The organism is Pseudomonas canadensis (genome assembly GCF_000503215.1).
Lineage (GTDB): Bacteria > Pseudomonadota > Gammaproteobacteria > Pseudomonadales > Pseudomonadaceae > Aquipseudomonas > Aquipseudomonas canadensis.
In genome coordinates, this window is sequence record NZ_KI628539.1 from 886300 (window position 1) to 904337 (window position 18038).

The window sequence follows — 18038 nt, forward strand, 5'->3', positions numbered from 1 at the left end:
ACAGGTTTTGCCTCATGACAGATGGTCCGCTCCTCCTGCCCACCCTGCGCCAGGTGTCCCGCGATACCTTGCAAGACCAGGTCTACCGCCAGATCCGCGAAGCCCTGATGAGTGGCCGTTTCCAACCTGGCCAGAAACTCACCATCCGCGGCCTCGCCGAAGCCCTCGGTTCCAGCCCGATGCCGGTGCGTGAAGCCCTGCAACGTCTCAGCGCTGAAAACGCCTTTGAAGTCACCGAAACCTCCCGTCTGCGTGTGCGCCTGATGACGGTCGACCGCCTGCGTGAAATCCGTGATGCGCGGGTCGCCCTTGAAGGCTTGCTCGCCGAAAAGGCGGTGCTGCTCCTGCAGAAAACCGACCTCGATGAAATCACCGATCTCTGCCAGCAGATGCAACACGCAGCCGACGAAGTCGACGTGTCCCGCTACCTCTGGACCAACTTCGCGTTTCACCGGCGCATTTACGCCGTGGCACAGGCCGAGTTGACCATGGCCGCCGTGGAAAACTTCTGGCTGCACATGGGCCCGTGCTTTGCGCTGGTCGCCCCGGATAAAGCTCACCTGCAACGCTCGATGGAAGCGCACACGCGCATCGTCGAAGCGCTGGCTGCCCGCGACGGCGCCGGCGCACGCGCAGCGGTGACCGATGACATCATGCAGGCCGCCGACTCCCTGGCGCGTCTGCTCGTCAAGAACGACCGTGCGCGGTCGTCTGTTTCAGGAGGTAAACGTGCATGAGTGTCCTACAACGGCTGCAGCCTTATCCTGGGTTACGCGTGTTGATTTCCGGCGGGGCTGCCGGCATTGGTGAAGTGCTGGCGGCGGCGTATCTGGAAGCCGGTGCCCAAGTGCATGTGTGTGATGTGAGCGAGCCGGCCCTGGCCGCGTTCCGCGACAAATACCCACGCACCGTCGCCACCCGCGCGGATGTCAGTGATGCCGCGCAGATCGAGGCGGTGTTCAAGGTGCAGCGCGAGCGTTTCAGCGGCCTCGATGTATTGGTCAACAATGCCGGGATTGCCGGGCCTACCGGTGGCATCGATGCGATCAGCGACGCCGAGTGGCAAGCCACCATCAACATCAATCTCACCGCGCAGTACCGGTTTGCCCACCACGCGGTGCCGATGCTCAAGGAATCGTCCCACGGCCATCTGCTGCATATTGCCTCGGTGGCGGGGCGCTTGGGCTACGCCTGGCGCACGCCGTACGCGGCGACCAAATGGGCGATCGTCGGCTTGATGAAATCCCTGGCCTCGGAGCTGGGCGAGAGCGACATCCGCGTCAACGCGTTGCTGCCCGGCATCGTCGAAGGCCCGCGCATGGACGGCGTGATCCGCGCGCGTGCGGAGCAGGTCGGCGTGCCCGAAGCCGAGATGCGCCAGGAATACCTCAACAAGATTTCCCTCAAGCGCATGGTCACCGCCGAAGACGTGGCCGCCATGGCGCTGTTCCTCTGTTCGCCCGCCGCACGCAACGTGACCGGCCAGGCGATCAGCGTCGACGGTAACGTCGAGTACCTGTAAGCCACGGAAGAACACATCGCGCTGCACCCAGGATTTTTTTCATAAGAATAAAAGTCGGAGATTCGTCATGTCCAAAAATCGTCCTGTCATCATCACCTGCGCCGTCACTGGTGCGATTCATACGCCGTCGATGTCACCGCATTTGCCGATCACCGCGCAGGAAATTGCCGATGCCGCCATCGGTGCCGCCGAGGCTGGCGCCGCGATTGTCCACCTGCATGCCCGTGACCCCAACGACGGTCGCCCCAGCCAGGACCCGGCGTTGTTCGCCGAATTCCTGCCGCAGATCAAGGCCGCCAGCGACGTGGTGATCAACATCACCACCGGCGGCGCGCCGACCATGGGCGTGGAAGAGCGCCTGCAGCCGGTGATGCAGTTCAAGCCGGAACTGGCGTCGCTGAATATGGGCTCGATGAACTTCGGCCTGTACGAAATGCTCAACCGCTTTACCGACTTCAAGCACGACTGGGAGCGGCCGTACCTGGAAGAAAGTGACGACCGGATCTTCCGCAACACCTTCCGCGACATCACTCACATCCTCAATTCCTGTGCCGAAAACCGCACCCGTTTCGAGATCGAGTGTTACGACATCGGCCACCTGTACACCGCCGCGCATTTCCTCGAACGTGGCCTGCTCAAGCCACCGTTGTTTATCCAGTCGGTGTTCGGCCTGCGTGGCGGTATCGGCGGCCACCCGGAAGACCTGGCACACATGCGCCGCACCGCCGACCGCCTGTTTGGCGACGACTATGTGTGGTCGATCCTTGGCGCCGGGCGTGGGCAGATTCCGCTGGCGACCATGGGCTTGTCCATGGGCAGCAACGCCCGTGTCGGCCTGGAAGATTCGCTGTGGGATGGCCCGGGCAAACTGGCGGCGTCGAATGCCGATCAGGTCCGGCGTATTCGTACCGTGATCGAAGCGCTTGGCCATCGGGTCGCTACGCCGGATGAAGCGCGGGAAATCCTCGGCCTCAAGGGGCGCGACCAGGTCAACTTCTAACCCAACATACCGCCGCGTCAAGGCGCGGCCTGCATCCCGCACAACAACAATAAGGGGATCACCATGCGTATCGAAGTGCTTGTCGACGTCAAGACCACCCTGGGCGAAGGCCCGGTGTGGGACGTCGAGCAACAACGCTTGTATTGGATCGACAGCGCCGACGGCCGCATCTTGCGATGCACCGACGACGGTCGCGAGCTGCTGGCCTGGGACGTGGGCCAGAAGATCGGCTCCATGGCCCTGCGCCGCGACGGTGAGTCGGCGATCGTCGCGCTGCAGAACGGCGTTCACACCCTCGACCTCAACAGCGGTGAGCTCAACCTGGTCATCGACCCGGAACCGCACCTGCCCGACAACCGCCTCAACGACGGCAAGGTCGACCGCCAAGGCCGCTTTATCTTCGGCTCCATGGACACCCAGGAAGACAACGCCAGTGCCAAACTCTACCGGCTTGATGCCGACCTGAGCCTGCACACCCTGGACGAAGGCATCATCGTGTCCAACGGCCCGTGCTGGAGCCCATCGGGTGAAACCTTCTACTTCTGCGACACCTGGTCCGGCGAGATCTGGGCCTACGACTACGACCTGGCCACCGGCAGTGTCAGCAATCGTCGCACCTTCGCCAAGGTCGACACCTCCGGCGGGGGCGCCGCCGATGGTTGCACCGTGGATGCCGAAGGCTGCCTGTGGCAGGCGCTGGTCTACGCCGGAAAACTGGTGCGCTACACCCCCGACGGGCACGTCGACCGCATCATCCAGATGCCGGTGAAAAAGGTCACCAGCCTGACCTTTGGCGGGCCGAACCTGGACACCCTGTTTGTGACCTCCATGGCCAAGCCGCCGCTGCCGCGTTTTCCGGCAGACGGCCAGCAGCGCGGAGCGCTGTTCGCCATTACTGGGTTGGGCGTGCAAGGAATAGCCGAGCGACGGTTCGCCAGCTAGCGCGTGTGTTTGACAAGGCATATTCCTTCGCAACCTTGTGTCAGTGCGCGCCCTTGCGCGCCTGGAGAGGCCCATGGCAACTATAAAAAAAGCGTCGCTGCGCAGCATTCACCGGCATTCCTGGGTGTCGCTGCTGGTCTGCTGGATGATCTGGATCCTCAATGCCTACGACCGTGAGATCGTGCTGCGCCTGGGGCCGACCATTTCCAAGCATTTCGATTTGTCCGCCGACCAATGGGGCACCGTGGCCACGGTGGTCATGCTGGCCCTGGCGCTGCTGGATATCCCCGGTTCGATGTGGAGCGATCGTTACGGTGGCGGCTGGAAACGTGCGCGCTTCCAGGTGCCGTTGGTGCTGGGCTACACCGCGATCTCGTTTCTGTCCGGTTTCAAGGCGTTGAGCGGCAACCTCGCCACCTTCATTGCCCTGCGCGTCGGCGTCAACCTCGGCGCCGGCTGGGGCGAGCCGGTGGGCGTGAGCAACACCGCCGAATGGTGGCCGGTTGAGCGCCGCGGGTTTGCCCTGGGCGCGCACCACACGGGTTACCCGATTGGCGCGATGCTTAGCGGTATCGTCGCGAGTTTTGTCATCACCGTGTTTGGTGAAGAGAACTGGCGCTATGTGTTCTTCTTCGCGTTCGTGGTGGCGCTGCCGCTGATGATCTTCTGGGCGCGTTATTCCACCGCCGAGCGCATCACTGCACTGTACGTCGACATTGCCGCCAAAGGCATGACCCCGCCCGACAACGCGCCGGCCAGCCAAGTCAAAGGCGAGGCCTGGCGTACATTCCTTGCTACCTTGCGCAACCGCAATATCGCCCTCACAGCGGGCAACACCATGCTCACCCAAGTCGTATACATGGGCGTCAACATCGTGCTGCCGGCCTACCTCTACAACATCGCCGGATTGTCCCTGGCCGAGTCGGCGGGGATGAGCGTGGTGTTCACCCTCACCGGCATTCTCGGGCAATTGGTGTGGCCGTCGCTGTCGGACATCATCGGCCGGCGCACCACGCTGATCATTTGCGGCGTGTGGATGGCGGCGAGTGTCGGCGCGTTCTACTTCGCCAATACGCTGACGTTGATCGTCGTGGTGCAACTGCTGTTCGGCCTGGTGGCTAACGCGGTGTGGCCGATCTATTACGCCGTGGCCTGCGACTCGGCCGAGCCGTCGGCGACGTCGACCGCCAACGGCATCATCACCACCGCGATGTTTATCGGCGGCGGCCTGGCGCCGGTGCTGATGGGCAGCCTGATCGCCATGGGCGGCGGTTGGACCACGCTGCACGGCTACACCGTCTGTTTCTTCGTGATGGCCGGCTGCGCCCTGGGCGGCGCACTGCTGCAATTGTTTTCCCATCGCCCCCAGGCCATGGCCGTGCAACTCGACTCCTAGAACAACACCGATGCGCTCCCCAGCCCAGCTGGCGGGGCGCCAAGAGGAATTGCCGATGATTACCGCCACTTCCGCCCGCACCCCGCAGGCGTTGAACAAACTGATGTTCGTCAAGTTGATGCCCTTGCTGATCATCGCCTACATCCTGAGCTTCCTGGACCGCACCAACATCGCCCTGGCCAAGCATCATCTGGACGTCGACCTGGGTATTTCCGCTGCGGCGTACGGGTTGGGCGCGGGGCTGTTTTTCCTGACGTATGCGCTGTCGGAAATCCCCAGCAATCTGATCATGCACAAGGTCGGCGCGCGGTTCTGGATCGCGCGGATCATGGTGACCTGGGGCCTGATCTCGGCGGCCATGGCCTTTGTGCAGGGCGAGACCTCGTTCTACGTGCTGCGCCTGTTGCTGGGCATTGCCGAAGCCGGACTGTTCCCCGGCGTCATGCTCTACCTCACCTACTGGTTCAACCGTGAACAACGGGCGCGCGCCACCGGGTATTTCCTGCTTGGCGTGTGTTTCGCCAACATCATCGGTGGCCCGGTGGGCGCGGCCTTGATGCGCATGGACGGCATGCTCGGCTGGCACGGCTGGCAGTGGATGTTCATGCTCGAAGGCCTGCCAGCGGTGGCGTTTGCCTGGGTGGTCTGGCGCAAGTTGCCGGACCGTCCGAGCAAGGCGCCGTGGTTGTCTGCCGAGGAAGCGCGCGGCATTGAGCAGCGCATCGCCCGGGAAACCGAAGAGGGCGCGGGCGAGGGCGGTCACTCGTTGAAAAACTGGCTGACCCCGCAAATCCTGCTGGCGATTTTTGTGTACTTCTGTCACCAGATCACCATCTACACCGTGATCTTTTTCCTGCCGAGCATCATCAGCAAGTATGGCGAACTGAGTACCATGAACGTCGGCCTGCTGACTTCGTTACCGTGGGTCGCGGCGGCACTCGGTGCCTTGCTGATTCCGCGTTTCGCCACGACGCCCGGACGCTGCCGGCGGTTGCTGGTCACAGGGCTGCTGACCATGGCGCTGGGCCTGGGCATCGCGTCGATATCGGGGCCGGTGTTCAGCCTGCTCGGTTTTTGCCTGTCGGCGGTGATGTTCTTCGTGGTGCAGTCGATCATTTTTTTGTACCCGGCTTCCCGTCTCAAGGGCGTTGCGCTGGCGGGCGGGCTGGGTTTCGTCAACGCGTGCGGGCTGCTTGGCGGGTTTGTCGGGCCGTCGGTAATGGGCGTGATCGAGCAAAGCACCGGCAATGCGATGAACGGCCTGAAGGTGATTGCGCTGGTATTGGTGGTGGCGGCTATTGCGGCGCTGCGGTTGCGCATGGGGCACGAGCCTGAGCGTGGCGCACAGGCCAGCGAAGCGTCCTACACGTAGACGCCGGCAACGCGGCTTTCTACACTGCGGCTTGTCTTGGGGAAAGGGGCAGGCGCCGATGAATCGCAATGAATTACGCAAGGCCGACATCAACCTGATGGTGGTGTTCGAAGCGCTGATGCTGGAGCGCAACGTGACGCGGGTGGCGGAGAAGCTGTTTCTCGGCCAGCCGACCATCAGCTCGGCCCTCAACCGCTTGCGTACCTTGTTCAACGACCCGCTGTTCATTCGCGTCGGCCACCGCATGGAGCCCACGGCGCGGGCCGAGGAAATCATCCAGCACCTGTCGCCGGCGCTGGACTCGCTATCCTCGGCCTTGAGCCTGACCCACGATTTCGACCCGTCCATCAGCACCATGACTTTTCGCATCGGCCTGTCCGATGACGTCGAATTCGGCCTGTTGCCGCCTTTGCTGCGCGCCCTACGCCAGGAAGCGCCGCAAGTGGTGTTCGTGGTGCAACATGTGGACTACTGGCGCATCCCGGATCTGCTCGCCTCTGGCGATATAACCGTTGGCATCACCCAGACCCGTGGCCTGCCGGCAAATGCCAAGCGCAAGCTGCTGCGCCATATCCGCCCGCGCATCCTACGTGCCGATGCCTCGGAAACACCGCTGACCCTCGACGAATACTGCTCACGCCCTCACGTGCTGGTGTCCCACACCGCCAACGTGGCAGGGTTCGCCGATGAGTGGCTGGCAGAAATCGGCCGCAAGCGCCACGTGGTGTTGTCGGTGCCGCAATACAGCGCACTGCCGGCGTTGCTCGCCGGCACCGACCTGATCGCCAGCCTGCCGGACTACACCGCCGAGGCCATGGCCGTGTCGGGCCACCTGTTCTGCGAGCCGTTCCCGTTCGAGACGCCGACCCTGGACTTGTCTATGGTCTGGCTCAGCCATGTCGACACCGACCCGGCCGAGCGCTGGGTACGCTCGCGACTGGAAGCGTTCATGAGTGATCGAGGGTTGGCGACCAAGGCCTGACTCCGTGGTATATCTAGGATTCTTCCTACCAAAGATTCGGAGCCCTACATGCCACACCTGCATCTGGAATACACCGCCAACCTGACGAACCTGGCCGTTGAGAAAACCCTCCTACGGCTCAACAACGTGTTGATGGTGTCTGGCCAGTTCGGTTCCGAATTCGATATCAAAAGCCGTGCGGTCAAGGTCGAGACGTTCCAGGTGGGCACCTCCCTCGACCCCCGCGGTTTTATCGCGGTGAAGCTGTCGCTGCTCAGCGGGCGGTCGCCGCAGGTCAAGAAGCAGTTGTCGGAAAGCCTGTTGGCTGCCTTGCAGGACCTGGGCGACTGGCCGGCGGGCGTACAGGTTCAGCTGAGTGTTCTGTTGGTGGATATGGATCGCGATTCCTACAGCAAAGTCGCGATTGGTTAAGCCCTACAACAACCCCTGATCGGCACACACCTTCACCACCTGTTCACGAAACCAGGTATTGGCACTGTCCTGTTCACTGGTTTCGTTCCATTGCATCTCCAGCGTGAACCCCGGCAAGCCGTTCGGCGCTTCGCAATGGCCGAATGCCGTGGCCGGTGCCAGCAACTTTTGCACGCGGCGCGGCAGGGTGACGATGAAATCGGTGCCGGTGATCATCTTCAAGGCTGCGCTGTAGCTGTTGGCGCGGGCGATGACCTGGCGCTTGTGGGCCTGGCGTGCGAGCCAGCCGTCGATCATGTTGGTGTCGGAGGTCCACGGCGTAGGGAACACGTGGCGGCGTTCGACGAAGGAGTGCAGGCTGAAGGCCGGTTCCCGGGGTGCCGAGCGTTTGTCGAACACGCACACAAGGTCGTCCTCCAGCAGCATATGGGTGCGGAAGTCTCTGTGGGCGCGGTGGAAGTTGGGGCCGAAGCAAATCACCAGGTCGAGACGACCTTCGCGCAGGTCGTCGGCGGGGATGTCGGTTTCCAGCTTCTGCACATTGACGATCACCGGCAGGTCGGCGCGGTCGAAGTTTTTCAACAGGCGCGGCAGGATCAACTGTTCGAAATATTCCGGCGCACACACGTTGAAGGTCACGGCCTTCTGCGTCGGATCGAACGCTTGGCCACCGGCGTGGCAAAGGTTGATGCTTTCGAGGATTTTCTGCACATGGCTGTACATGGTGGTGGCCTTGTACGTCGGCCGCATGCCGGCCCGCGTGTTGATAAACAGCTCGTCTTCGAAGCTGGTGCGCAACTTCTTCAGGCTGTAGCTCACGGTGGACTGGCTGACAAACAGCGTTTCAGACACCTCGGTAACGCTGCTCTGGTCATAGACGGCGATAAACACCATCAAGTCCTGCATATCGAGCTTTCTGAGCAAGTTACTGTTTAGCATCGGTTTCGTCCGTAAACCCTTTGTACCGAATTCAGTACAAGACAGCACAAAAGCTTAACGGAACGAGCGTGCCAATAGAATGCTCTGTAGGGCGTTTCTATGTTTGGTGTGAGACAAATACTGTTTGCAACACGACCTCAGCGTATATGTCGTGCGTAATGCTTTGGGTTGAAGCGCGTCACGATCAACAGCATCAGCACGATCACCGCCGTCAGCGACCACCAGGCCCATTCGAAGCTGCCCAGTCTGTCACGGATCATCCCGGCGATCAGCGGCGAAAGCCCGGCAATCAGGTAGCCGATGCCTTGCACAAACGCGGTGAGGCCACCGGCGCGGCGCGGGTTGTCCAGGTGGTCGAGGGACAGGATCAGGCTCATCGGGAACAGGCCGCCGATGCCCAGGCCGAGCAGGCTAGGCCACAGCAGGCTCAGGTGTTGCGGACTCAGGATCAGGCCGCAGAAACCGAGGATGATCAGCACCAGCAACACCGCAACGACGCCGCGTTTATCCTGGCGACGGTTGGCGATGGCGGGGGTGATCAGGCCGGACACGACTTCCATGGCCGTCAGGAAACCCAGCAGCAAACCGGCGTTCTGTTCACTCCAACCCTGCTCCACGTAGTACGGCGCCAGCCAGGCGAGTACGCAGGTGTAGGAGGCGGTGCCGAGGCCGAAGAATACCGCGAGCAACCAGGCGCGACCGTTGCCGAAAAATGATTCTTGAGGGCCCGCACCGGCTTGGGGCAGTGGCGGCAACACCGAGCGCTGCGCGTACCAGAACACCAAGGCCAACAGCGCCAGCACCGCCCAGATCGCCAGGCCGATGCGCCAACTGCCGGTCTGCACCTGCACGAACGGTGCAAACGATGCGGCCAGCGCCGCGCCGCCCATGATCGCGGTGACGTACAGGCCCATGAACAGCGAAACGTTGTCACTGAACCGCGATTTGATCAGCGCCGGCATCAGCGCCTGGATCATCGCAATCCCCACGCCGGCGGCGATGGCGCTGACAATCAACTCCAGCGCCGAATCGAGGAACAACCGCGACAGCGTCGCCACGCCAATCACCACCAGTGACACCACGATGCTGCGGTGCTCGCCAAAACGTTTGGCCACGCCCATTCCAAAGAACATCGCCAAGCCCATGGCCATCACCGGCAACATGGTCAGCAGGGCCGCGCTGCTGAAACTCAACGGCACGTCGCCACGAATCGAGGACAACAGGGGGCCGACAGCGGCCATTGAGGGGCGCAGGTTGAGGGCGACCAGCACGACACTGATCATCAGCCAGACGGCGGTGGTGGGTTTTGTTTGGACGGTTTCCATGGGACGGCCTTGAGTGAACAGGGGCGAATCAGGCCATGGGCGGGAGGAGGGGGGCAAATCAGAAAGTCGCAGGGGCTATCTAAAAATTGCGCAGGTCACATGTGGGAGGGGGCTTGCCCCCTCCCACATGTGACCTGCGCCGTCAGTTAGAGCTGATCACATGCTTGATCTCCTGAAACGCCGCCAACCCCCACGGCCCCAACTCACGACCGATGCTGCTCTGCTTGTAACCGCCCCACGCGGCCTGCGGGAAGATCACCTGCGGCGCGTTGACCCACACCAGCCCGGCTTGCAAGGCGTTCGCCACCCGTTCGGCGGTTTCATGGCTGGCGCTGACCACACTCGCCACCAGGCCGAAATCGCTGTCATTGGCCAGGGCGATGGCCTCGGCTTCGGAGGTGAAGCGTCGTACACAGAGCACCGGGCCGAAGATCTCTTCGTTCCACAACGCGCTGTCCAGCGGTACGTCGGTGAACACGGTCGGGCGGATGAAAAAGCCCTGCGGCAAATCTGCCGGGCGATCGCCGCCGCACAGCAAGCGTGCGCCATCTTCAACACCGCGCTGGATATGCCCGAGCACGCGCTGATATTGCACGCGGTTGATCAACGCGCCCATTTCCACGTCATCGGCAAATGGGTCAGCCACGCGAATGCCTTCAGCCCGTGCCTGCACACGTTGCAGGAATTCATCCGCCAGGCTGTCAGCTACCAGCACGCGACTGGTGGCGGAACACATCTGCCCAGCGTTGAAAAATCCACCGCCACAGGCCAGCTCCACTGCCAGGTCCAGGTCGGCATCGGCCAATACCAGCAGGGAAGATTTGCCGCCCAGTTCCAGGCTCACGCCCTTGATGGTTTCGGCCGCGCGCTGCATCACCTGCACGCCGACGGCGTTGCTGCCGGTGAAGGAAATCTTCGCCACGCGGCGATCCGCCGCCAGCGGCGCGCCCACTTCCAGGCCCGTGCCGCACACCAGGTTGAACACCCCAACCGGCAAGCCCGCCTCGGCGATAATCCGCGCCAGATGCAACTCCGCCAATGGCGTCACTTCCGATGGCTTGAGCACCACGCAGCAACCGGCCGCCAGCGCCGGGGCGAGTTTCCACGCGGTGGTGACCATCGGAAAATTCCACGGCACGATCAGCCCGACCACACCGCACGGCTCACGGCGCAGGCGTGCGCTGAAGTCCGCGCTGGGCAATGCCACCGGGCTATCCTGGCTGGCATCCATCGCTTCGGCCACGCTGGCGTAATAGTCGAAGGTGGCGATCACATCGTCCACATCAATCGCGGCTTCAAACAGCGGTTTGCCGTTGTTGCTCGATTGCAGGTGCATCAGCTGTTCGCGCTGCTCGCTGACGCCTTGGGCGATCTTGCGCAACAGCGCGGCGCGGTCGCGGCCGGTGCTTTTCGACCAGTCGATGAAAGCGGCGCTGGCGGCGTCGACCGCCTGGGTGACCGTGCTTGCATCACCGACGCTGACGTGGGCCAGGACGGCCTCAGTCGCGGGGTTGATTACCTCAAGCGAGGCCTGTCCGGCATGCCATGCCCCATTGATATACACACCGTTCAAGACCGCGCTCATACCGCCACCTCCTTCATCCATAGCCCTTGGTCGACTTCAATCAGTGTCGGCCCTTGGCGATCAGCCGCAGCGCGTAGTGCCACGCGCAGCGACTCAACCCCTTGGATGCTGTCGGCGGCGCAACCGAGTGCCTTGGCCACGCCGATAAAGTCCGGCGTGTAGATGTCCACGCCGACCGGCTCGATGGCGCGGTTGACCATGTATTTCTTGATCTCTTCATAGCCGTGGTTATTCCACAGCAGCACGATCACCGGCGTGCGCGCTTCCACGGCGCTGGCCAGTTCCGGCAGGGAGAATTGCAGGCCGCCGTCGCCGATCAGGCACACCACCGGCTGCCCATCGCCACGCCCCAGCCAGGCGCCGATGGCGGCGGGCAGGGCGTAGCCCAGGGTGCCGTAGCCGGTGGACGAGTTGAACCAGCGGCGCGGGTGGTCGAGGTTCAGGGTCAGGTTGCCGCTGTACACCGGTTGGGTGGAGTCGCCCACCAGTACGGCGTTGGGCAATTCTTCGAGGACGGTATTGAGGAACAGGGTTTGCGCGCGGGTGGCGGCGTCCCAGCTCGGGGTCAGTTCCGCCCACAGGCGCGCTACGCGCTCAGCGCCCCACGCGCTGTTACGCGGTGGCAAGGGTTTGCTGCTCAGCTCGGCCAGCAAGGCCTCTGCGGCGATTTGGGCATCGGCCACCAGCGCCACTTGCGGTGGATAGTTACGCACGGTCTGGTCGGGGTCGATATCGATGCGCAGCAGCGCGCCGGGAATCTCGAAACCACCGGCGAAGGTCACGTCGTAGTCGGTTTCCGCCAGTTCGGTGCCGATGGCTAGCACCACGTCCGCTTCGGCCACCAGTGCGCGGGTGGCGACCAGGGTCTGGGTCGAGCCGATCAGCAGCGGGTGGTGGCCGGGCAGCATGCCTTTGGCGTTGATGGTCAGGGCTACCGGCGCGCCGAGCACTTCGGCCAGTCGGGTCAGTTCCGGGGCCGCGTCGATGGCGCCGCCACCGGCCAGGATCAAGGGTTTCCTGGCCGCCGCGAGCAGTTGGCTCATCTGCTTGACCGCCGAAGGCGCGGCACCGGCACGGGCCACGCTGACCGGTTCACTGCCCCGCAGTGCGTCGGCATTTTCCACCAGCACATCCAAGGGGATTTCGATGTGCACCGGTCGCGGCCGCCCGGCCTGGAACAACGCAAACGCCCGTGCCAACACGCCGGGCAGCTCCGCCGCGGACATCAGGGTGTGGGAGAACGCCGCCACGCCGGCCATCATCGCGCCCTGGTTCGGCAGCTCATGCAGCTTGCCGCGTCCGCCGCCCAATTGGCTGCGCGACTGCACGCTGGAAATCACCAGCATCGGGATCGAGTCGGCATAAGCCTGGCCCATGGCGGTGGTGATATTGGTCATGCCGGGGCCGGTGATGATGAAGCACACGCCGGGTTTGCCGCTGGTGCGCGCATAACCGTCGGCCATGAAGCCGGCGCCCTGTTCGTGGCGCGGGGTGACGTGACGGATGCTGGAACGGGCCAGGCCGCGGTACAGCTCCACGGTGTGTACGCCGGGAATGCCAAACACTTGGTCCACGCCGTAGCCTTCCAGGAGGTTGACCAATACTTCGCCGCAGGTCGCCATACAGATCGCTCTTATTGTTGAGGTAAGGCGTTATTGGACCGGCTGGCCCGTAGCGGCAACAATCGATAAAAAGTCATACTAGCCATGTCCTCACGTCATGGCTTGCCCCCCTATGAAACGCCTCCCGCCACTGCCCGCGCTGCACACGTTCTGGGTCACGGCCCAGTGCTGCAACTTCACGCGCGCTGCCGAGCAGTTGCACATCACCCAGGGCGCGGTGAGCCGGCAGATTGCAGGGCTGGAAAGTCATTTGGGCTATGCGCTGTTCCAACGCCAGGCGCGGGGTCTGAGCCTGACCGACGCAGGCCGCGAATGGTCACTGCGCGCACAGCAGGTGTTTGGCCTGCTTGGCGAAGCGGTGGAGCAGATCGGCAGTCGCCGCCAGACCTTGCAACTCAAGGCGTCCACTTGTGTGATGCGCTGGCTGCTGCCGCGCCTGATGCAGTGGCAGAAGGAACGCCCGGACGTGCCGGTTGAACTCACCACCACCGTGGCCTACACCGTGGACTTTCGCCGCGAGCAATTCGACGCGGCGGTGATCTATGCACCCATCGCCGAGCAATCGAGCGCGGCGCGGCATCTGTTCGACGAACAGCTCACGCCGGTCTGTGCACCGGCACTGCTTGCGGGCTTGCACACACCGCAAGATTTGCAACAACAGGTCTTGCTGCACCCCACGCGGGATGAGCGGGATTGGGCATTGTGGCTCAAGGCGGCGCAGACGCGACTGGGCAATTTGAGCCAGGGGCATCATTTTGAAACGCTGGATCTGGCGATGACGGTGGCGTCCCAGGGTTCCGGCGTGGCGATTGGCGACAGTGCGTTGATTGGCGAGGATTTGAAGGCGGGGCGGTTGGTGATGCCGTTTGAGTTAAGGGTGCCGACGGGGATGGGGTATTACTTGGTGTATCCACCGGGGGCCGAGCCTTCGGCGGGTCTGGAAGCCTTGATGGATTGGTTGGTGAGTCAGGCACAGTCCCCAAGACACTGAGGATCCAAATGTGGGAGCGTCGAACCGCCGCTCCCACAGTTTTTAACCGCGCGGTGTCAGTAGCCGACGGTGAAACGTTGGCGCGAGTGCTTGGGTGTTTCCACTTCGTCGATCAAGGCGATGGCGTAGTCAGCAAAGCTGATCCAGCTGCGGCCTTCACTGCTCACCAGCAGATCATCCAGGCCCACACGGAATGTGCCGGTGNAGACACTGAGGATCCAAATGTGGGAGCGTCGAACCGCCGCTCCCACAGTTTTTAACCGCGCGGTGTCAGTAGCCGACGGTGAAACGTTGGCGCGAGTGCTTGGGTGTTTCCACTTCGTCGATCAAGGCGATGGCGTAGTCAGCAAAGCTGATCCAGCTGCGGCCTTCACTGCTCACCAGCAGATCATCCAGGCCCACACGGAATGTGCCGGTGCGCTCGGTTTCGACGAATTCGGCCGATGGCGACAGGAAGGTCCAATCCAGCTCTTTTTCCTGACGCAGCGTGTCGAGAAACGCAGCCCCTGCGCTGGCTTCGGCTTTGTACTCAGCCGGGAAACCTTCGCTGTCGATCACCCGACCGCCACCCGGCAGCAGCAGTGAACCGGCACCGCCCACCACCAGCAGGCGTTTCGCCCCGGCTTTCTTCACCGGCCCGATCACGGCGCTGGCGGGCAGGGTGGCGAATTGCGCCGCGCTGATCACCACGTCGCTACCACTCACCGCCTGTTCCAGGGCGTTGGCATCCAGGGCGTCGACTTGTTTGACGGTGACGCCAGGGCGCACGGCCAGCTTGTCGGTATTGCGTGCGATGGCGGTGACGGTGTGACCACGACGCAGCGCTTCTTCCAGCAGTTGGCTACCGGCACGGCCAGTGGCACCAATGATTGCAATCTTGCTCATGACGTTCTCCAGTACGTTAGGGTTTGAAACGGTTCACCACTTCATTTCGCCCTTGGCGACTTTGGCGCTCAGTTCCAGCGAGCTTTCGTCGGCGAGGGTGGGGTAACGCTTTTTCATGGCCGCGATCAGGGCGGTGGAATCCTTGGCCTTGGCGGTCTCGGCGTCGAAGGCCTTGATGTAGTCGGCGGTAAAGGACACGGATTTCAGGGATGGCGTGCCCAGGTAGTGGCCAGGCACCACGGTGCGCGGCTTCAGTTGTTCAATGCGTTGCAGGGTGGCGAGCCAATCCTTGTGGGACTGCGCGCTCTGGGTATCGGCCATCCACAGGTGGATGTTTTCGGAGACGACTACGCCACCGACCACGGCCTTGATCGACGGGATCCACACAAAGCTGCGATCCGGCTGTGGGCCGTCCAGGCCGATCACCTCCAGTTGCTGGCCTTCCAGGCTCAAGCTATGGCCTTCGAGGACCTGCGGCACGATAGTTTTGGCCGGCTTGTCAGCACCCATTTTCGGGCCCCAGAACTCAAGCTTGCCGGCGACGGTGGCCTTGATGTGGTCGACCACCGGTTGTGGCGCCAGCACCTTGGCGTCGGGGAAGGCGGTGGTGAGGGTGTCGAGGCCGAAGTAATAGTCCGGGTCGCCATGGCTGATGTAGATGGTGGTCAGGTGTTTGCCGCTGGCACGGATCTTCTGCACCAATTGTTCGGCCTGGCCTTTGCCGAATTGGGCGTCGACCAGGATCGCGTCCTTGGCGCCGCTGACCAGCACCGAGCTGACCGGGAAGATCGCGGCTTCGCCTGGGTTGTAGACATCCAGCTTGAGGTCGGCCGCGGCCGCATGGGCGGCGAAGGCCAGGGCGGCCGCGGCCAGGGTCAAGCGCTTGAAGGTTGAGAACATCGGGCAGCTCCAGCATCGGTAAAGGATGCACAGAGCTTAGTTGCACAAAACCAGACTAAAAATGCGATGCTGGGACATAGTTTGTTTCTGAAAGTGGACAGATCATGGATCGTCTTCAAGCAATGCGCGTGTTTGTCACGGTGGTGGACCTGGGCAGCCAGTCCGCTGCCGCCGATCATCTGGACCTGTCGCGCCCGGTGGTGTCGCGTTACCTGGCGGAGCTGGAAGACTGGGTGGGGGCGCGTTTGCTGCACCGCACCACGCGCAAGCTCAGCCTGACGGCGGCGGGCAGTGAAACCCTGCCACGCTGTCGGCAATTGCTGGAATTGTGTGGCGACATGCAAGCCGCCGTCAGCGAGCCCGATGACGCGCCTCGTGGTTTGCTGCGCCTGAGCGTCAGCACCTCGTTCGGCCAAGCGCAACTGGCCCAGGCCATTGCCGAGTACGTCAAGCGCTACCCGCTGGTGACGGTCGACCTGCAGATGCTTGATCGCACGGTGAACCTGGTGGATGAGCGCATCGACCTGGCTATCCGCACCAGCAGCGACCTGGACCCCAATCTCATTGCCAGACGCCTGACGGTGTGCCGCTCGGTGGTGTGTGCTTCGCCGGCTTATCTTTTGGAGCATCCGTCCCCTCGGAAAGTCGAGGATCTGGCCGGGCACAATTGCCTCACCCATTCCTATTTCGGCAAAAGCCTGTGGCATTTCGAGGAGCGTGGGGAGCCTGTCTCGGTGCCGATCAACGGCAATATCACCTCCAACGAGGCCAGCACGTTGTTACGCGTAACGTTGGCCGGTGCAGGGGTGTCGATGTTGCCCACTTACCAGGCCGGCGATTACATCCGGCGCGGCGAACTGGTGCGCCTGCTGCCCGACGCCGAGCCGCGGCAGATGAACATCTACGCGGTGTACGCCTCGCGCAAGCACATGCCGTCGGCGTTGCGCAGTCTGTTGGATTTCCTGGTGCTGCGGTTCCCGGAGGAGCCGTCGTGGGATGTCGGTCTTTAGGCCGGGATCAACCTGTTGAATGTCGTCCGATAATGGCAACTTGGCCGGGTTGACCTATGCTTTAGACAGCACCCTGTAGATCCGCAGAGGTCTGTGCCATGAGCATTAAAACCAGAAAGTACCTGATGATTTTCAGCCTGTGCGCCATTGCCAGCGCACTCTACGGGACCGCCGCCTACCGCGTGGAGCAAACCCGTATGCAGCCGACCTTTGCGATCAGCTGCCATCAGGATCAATGTGTTCCCCACACCGGTAGTTTCAGCGCGCTCAGGTAGCCGGTTGTTCGGCCTTCAACTGCTCGCGAAACGCCTTGGGTGAGAACCCGACCCGTCGGCGAAACAGTCGAGAGAAGTTGGTAGGGTCGGAAAAACCCAACACCTCCGACATCTCATTGATGGTCATGCTGGTGTAAGTCAGCAGGCGCTTGGCTTCCAGCAATTGGCGGTCATGCATGATCTGTAGCGCAGGTTGCCCACCCAACTCCCGACACGTCCCGTTCAGGTGTGAGACCGAGATGCCCAGCTTGTGGGCAAGATCCTCGATCTTCGGGTGTTCGCGGTAATGCTGCTCGACCAACTGGGTAAAGCGCCGAAAGTATTCACGCCCCCGTGGCGCGCGAGGGTGACGGCGCTGGATGGCCTGGCGGCTGATCCACACCAGCAAGACGCTGACCAACGCGTGCAGCATCATGTCCCGTGCCGGTTGTTCATCGGCGTATTCTTCCTGCAAGCGCGCGAACTGGCTGTTCAGGTAATCACTGTCTTTGCCCGCCGGGTAACTGCCGAGTGTCTGCAAACCGTCCACCGTTGTACCCAGTTGGGTTTGCAGGTGGCTGACCAACGGCGCCGATAGCGTCACCACGTAACCTTCGACGTCCTCGGGAAAGCGGAACCCATGCACGCACAAGGGTGGCAGTACTTGCAGGGTCGCTTCGTTCAGCGTGGTGCGCTGGCCTTCGATCTCCAACTGTGCCTGACCTTTGTGCACGTACAGCAACTGGCACAGATCCGCGTGCCGGTGGGGTTGGATTTCCCACTGGTATTCCCGACTGCGCCGGGAAATGGTTTCGCAGTGCAACAAATCGGGGGTGGGCCATTGCTGGTGTTCCCCGTAAAGCTTGAAGACCGGAATTGCGGTTTTGGTCATGGTTTCAACC

General features: G+C 62.5%; 18 protein-coding genes and 1 pseudogene. 11 read left to right on the forward strand and 8 right to left on the reverse strand.

All coding sequences use genetic code 11. From position 1 onward, the window contains the following. Positions 1 to 14 precede the first annotated feature (14 nt). The 8 genes from U367_RS0127055 (at position 15) to U367_RS0127090 (ending at position 7625) form a co-directional block, all read left to right on the forward strand. Positions 15 to 737: a GntR family transcriptional regulator gene (locus U367_RS0127055; protein WP_028619363.1), complete on the forward strand. Its 723-nt coding sequence runs from the start codon at positions 15 to 17 to the stop codon at positions 735 to 737. Then, positions 734 to 1522: an SDR family oxidoreductase gene (locus tag U367_RS0127060; RefSeq protein WP_028619364.1), complete on the forward strand. Its 789-nt coding sequence runs from the start codon at positions 734 to 736 to the stop codon at positions 1520 to 1522. Before U367_RS0127055 ends, U367_RS0127060 begins: the two co-directional genes overlap by 4 nt. A 67-nt stretch (positions 1523 to 1589) precedes the next feature. Further along, a complete protein-coding gene (locus tag U367_RS0127065; protein WP_016975200.1) occupies positions 1590 to 2522 on the forward strand; it encodes a BKACE family enzyme in 933 nt (310 codons plus the stop codon). Between the two features lie 63 nt (positions 2523 to 2585). After that, entirely contained in the window at positions 2586 to 3464 is an 879-nt protein-coding gene (locus U367_RS0127070) for an SMP-30/gluconolactonase/LRE family protein (RefSeq protein WP_028619365.1), read from the forward strand. A gap of 73 nt (positions 3465 to 3537) precedes the next feature. Beyond that, positions 3538 to 4860: an MFS transporter gene (locus tag U367_RS0127075; RefSeq protein WP_028619366.1), complete on the forward strand. Its 1323-nt coding sequence runs from the start codon at positions 3538 to 3540 to the stop codon at positions 4858 to 4860. 55 nt (positions 4861 to 4915) lie between these two features. After that, a complete protein-coding gene (locus tag U367_RS0127080) occupies positions 4916 to 6232 on the forward strand; it encodes an MFS transporter (protein ID WP_028619367.1) in 1317 nt (438 codons plus the stop codon). A 58-nt stretch (positions 6233 to 6290) separates the two neighbouring features. Beyond that, positions 6291 to 7214, forward strand: a complete 924-nt coding sequence (locus U367_RS0127085; protein WP_028619368.1) for a LysR substrate-binding domain-containing protein — start codon at positions 6291 to 6293, stop codon at positions 7212 to 7214. 48 nt (positions 7215 to 7262) lie between these two features. Further along, positions 7263 to 7625 carry a 5-carboxymethyl-2-hydroxymuconate Delta-isomerase gene (locus U367_RS0127090; RefSeq protein ID WP_028619369.1) on the forward strand — a complete coding sequence of 121 codons (363 nt, stop codon included), beginning with the start codon at positions 7263 to 7265 and terminating at the stop codon, positions 7623 to 7625. Between the two features lie 3 nt (positions 7626 to 7628). Here the strand turns inward: U367_RS0127090 and U367_RS0127095 are convergent, their stop codons facing one another. The 4 genes from U367_RS0127095 to U367_RS0127110 all read right to left on the reverse strand — a co-directional run bounded on the left by U367_RS0127095 (position 7629) and on the right by U367_RS0127110 (position 13096). Next, complete coding sequence (locus U367_RS0127095) at positions 7629 to 8564, reverse strand: LysR family transcriptional regulator (protein WP_028619370.1); 936 nt, start codon at positions 8562 to 8564, stop codon at positions 7629 to 7631. A gap of 137 nt (positions 8565 to 8701) precedes the next feature. Continuing rightward, positions 8702 to 9889: a cyanate transporter gene (locus tag U367_RS0127100; RefSeq protein WP_028619371.1), complete on the reverse strand. Its 1188-nt coding sequence runs from the start codon at positions 9887 to 9889 to the stop codon at positions 8702 to 8704. Positions 9890 to 10031: 142 nt separating this feature from the next. Continuing rightward, positions 10032 to 11474 (reverse strand): aldehyde dehydrogenase family protein, encoded by a 1443-nt coding sequence (locus U367_RS0127105; RefSeq protein WP_028619372.1) that lies wholly within the window; start codon positions 11472 to 11474, stop codon positions 10032 to 10034. Further along, positions 11471 to 13096, reverse strand: coding sequence for a 5-guanidino-2-oxopentanoate decarboxylase (locus tag U367_RS0127110; RefSeq protein ID WP_028619373.1), 1626 nt, complete (start codon positions 13094 to 13096; stop codon positions 11471 to 11473). The genes U367_RS0127105 and U367_RS0127110 overlap by 4 nt, the downstream gene beginning before the upstream one ends. Positions 13097 to 13208: 112 nt before the next feature. Between U367_RS0127110 and U367_RS0127115 the strand changes: the two genes are divergently transcribed. Continuing rightward, positions 13209 to 14087 carry a LysR substrate-binding domain-containing protein gene (locus U367_RS0127115; RefSeq protein ID WP_028619374.1) on the forward strand — a complete coding sequence of 293 codons (879 nt, stop codon included), beginning with the start codon at positions 13209 to 13211 and terminating at the stop codon, positions 14085 to 14087. A gap of 56 nt (positions 14088 to 14143) precedes the next feature. Here U367_RS0127115 and U367_RS1000000131870 read toward each other — a convergent pair. The 3 genes and pseudogenes from U367_RS1000000131870 to U367_RS0127130 all read right to left on the reverse strand — a co-directional run. Then, a pseudogene (locus U367_RS1000000131870) lies at positions 14144 to 14290 on the reverse strand (NAD(P)-dependent oxidoreductase); the annotation flags it as partial. 67 nt (positions 14291 to 14357) lie between these two features. Then, positions 14358 to 14972, reverse strand: a complete 615-nt coding sequence (locus tag U367_RS0127125; protein ID WP_028619375.1) for an NAD(P)-dependent oxidoreductase — start codon at positions 14970 to 14972, stop codon at positions 14358 to 14360. 33 nt (positions 14973 to 15005) lie between these two features. Then, positions 15006 to 15872: an MBL fold metallo-hydrolase gene (locus U367_RS0127130; protein WP_028619376.1), complete on the reverse strand. Its 867-nt coding sequence runs from the start codon at positions 15870 to 15872 to the stop codon at positions 15006 to 15008. Positions 15873 to 15976: 104 nt separating this feature from the next. Between U367_RS0127130 and U367_RS0127135 the strand changes: the two genes are divergently transcribed. Both U367_RS0127135 and U367_RS1000000132115 read left to right on the forward strand, forming a co-directional pair. Beyond that, entirely contained in the window at positions 15977 to 16882 is a 906-nt protein-coding gene (locus U367_RS0127135) for a LysR family transcriptional regulator (protein WP_028619377.1), read from the forward strand. 98 nt (positions 16883 to 16980) lie between these two features. After that, a complete protein-coding gene (locus U367_RS1000000132115) occupies positions 16981 to 17157 on the forward strand; it encodes a hypothetical protein (protein ID WP_012722801.1) in 177 nt (58 codons plus the stop codon). Here the strand turns inward: U367_RS1000000132115 and U367_RS0127145 are convergent. Continuing rightward, complete coding sequence (locus U367_RS0127145) at positions 17150 to 18028, reverse strand: helix-turn-helix domain-containing protein (protein ID WP_028619378.1); 879 nt, start codon at positions 18026 to 18028, stop codon at positions 17150 to 17152. The two genes, U367_RS1000000132115 and U367_RS0127145, sit on opposite strands and share 8 nt — an antisense overlap. Positions 18029 to 18038 lie beyond the last annotated feature (10 nt).

What these genes read in the sequence shown, in the direction of transcription:
- U367_RS0127085 (WP_028619368.1), top strand. Translation starts at nt 6,291, where the DNA reads ATGAATCGCAATGAATTACGCAAGGCCGACATCAACCTGATGGTGGTG.
- U367_RS0127100 (WP_028619371.1), bottom strand. Translation starts at nt 9,889, where the DNA reads ATGGAAACCGTCCAAACAAAACCCACCACCGCCGTCTGGCTGATGATC.
- U367_RS0127110 (WP_028619373.1), bottom strand. Translation starts at nt 13,096, where the DNA reads ATGGCGACCTGCGGCGAAGTATTGGTCAACCTCCTGGAAGGCTACGGC.
- U367_RS0127095 (WP_028619370.1), bottom strand. Translation starts at nt 8,564, where the DNA reads ATGCTAAACAGTAACTTGCTCAGAAAGCTCGATATGCAGGACTTGATG.
- U367_RS0127105 (WP_028619372.1), bottom strand. Translation starts at nt 11,474, where the DNA reads ATGAGCGCGGTCTTGAACGGTGTGTATATCAATGGGGCATGGCATGCC.
- U367_RS0127090 (WP_028619369.1), top strand. Translation starts at nt 7,263, where the DNA reads ATGCCACACCTGCATCTGGAATACACCGCCAACCTGACGAACCTGGCC.
- U367_RS0127115 (WP_028619374.1), top strand. Translation starts at nt 13,209, where the DNA reads ATGAAACGCCTCCCGCCACTGCCCGCGCTGCACACGTTCTGGGTCACG.
- U367_RS1000000132115 (WP_012722801.1), top strand. Translation starts at nt 16,981, where the DNA reads ATGAGCATTAAAACCAGAAAGTACCTGATGATTTTCAGCCTGTGCGCC.
- U367_RS0127130 (WP_028619376.1), bottom strand. Translation starts at nt 15,872, where the DNA reads ATGTTCTCAACCTTCAAGCGCTTGACCCTGGCCGCGGCCGCCCTGGCC.
- U367_RS0127080 (WP_028619367.1), top strand. Translation starts at nt 4,916, where the DNA reads ATGATTACCGCCACTTCCGCCCGCACCCCGCAGGCGTTGAACAAACTG.
- U367_RS0127145 (WP_028619378.1), bottom strand. Translation starts at nt 18,028, where the DNA reads ATGACCAAAACCGCAATTCCGGTCTTCAAGCTTTACGGGGAACACCAG.
- U367_RS0127125 (WP_028619375.1), bottom strand. Translation starts at nt 14,972, where the DNA reads ATGAGCAAGATTGCAATCATTGGTGCCACTGGCCGTGCCGGTAGCCAA.
- U367_RS0127135 (WP_028619377.1), top strand. Translation starts at nt 15,977, where the DNA reads ATGGATCGTCTTCAAGCAATGCGCGTGTTTGTCACGGTGGTGGACCTG.
- U367_RS0127055 (WP_028619363.1), top strand. Translation starts at nt 15, where the DNA reads ATGACAGATGGTCCGCTCCTCCTGCCCACCCTGCGCCAGGTGTCCCGC.
- U367_RS0127070 (WP_028619365.1), top strand. Translation starts at nt 2,586, where the DNA reads ATGCGTATCGAAGTGCTTGTCGACGTCAAGACCACCCTGGGCGAAGGC.
- U367_RS0127065 (WP_016975200.1), top strand. Translation starts at nt 1,590, where the DNA reads ATGTCCAAAAATCGTCCTGTCATCATCACCTGCGCCGTCACTGGTGCG.
- U367_RS0127060 (WP_028619364.1), top strand. Translation starts at nt 734, where the DNA reads ATGAGTGTCCTACAACGGCTGCAGCCTTATCCTGGGTTACGCGTGTTG.
- U367_RS0127075 (WP_028619366.1), top strand. Translation starts at nt 3,538, where the DNA reads ATGGCAACTATAAAAAAAGCGTCGCTGCGCAGCATTCACCGGCATTCC.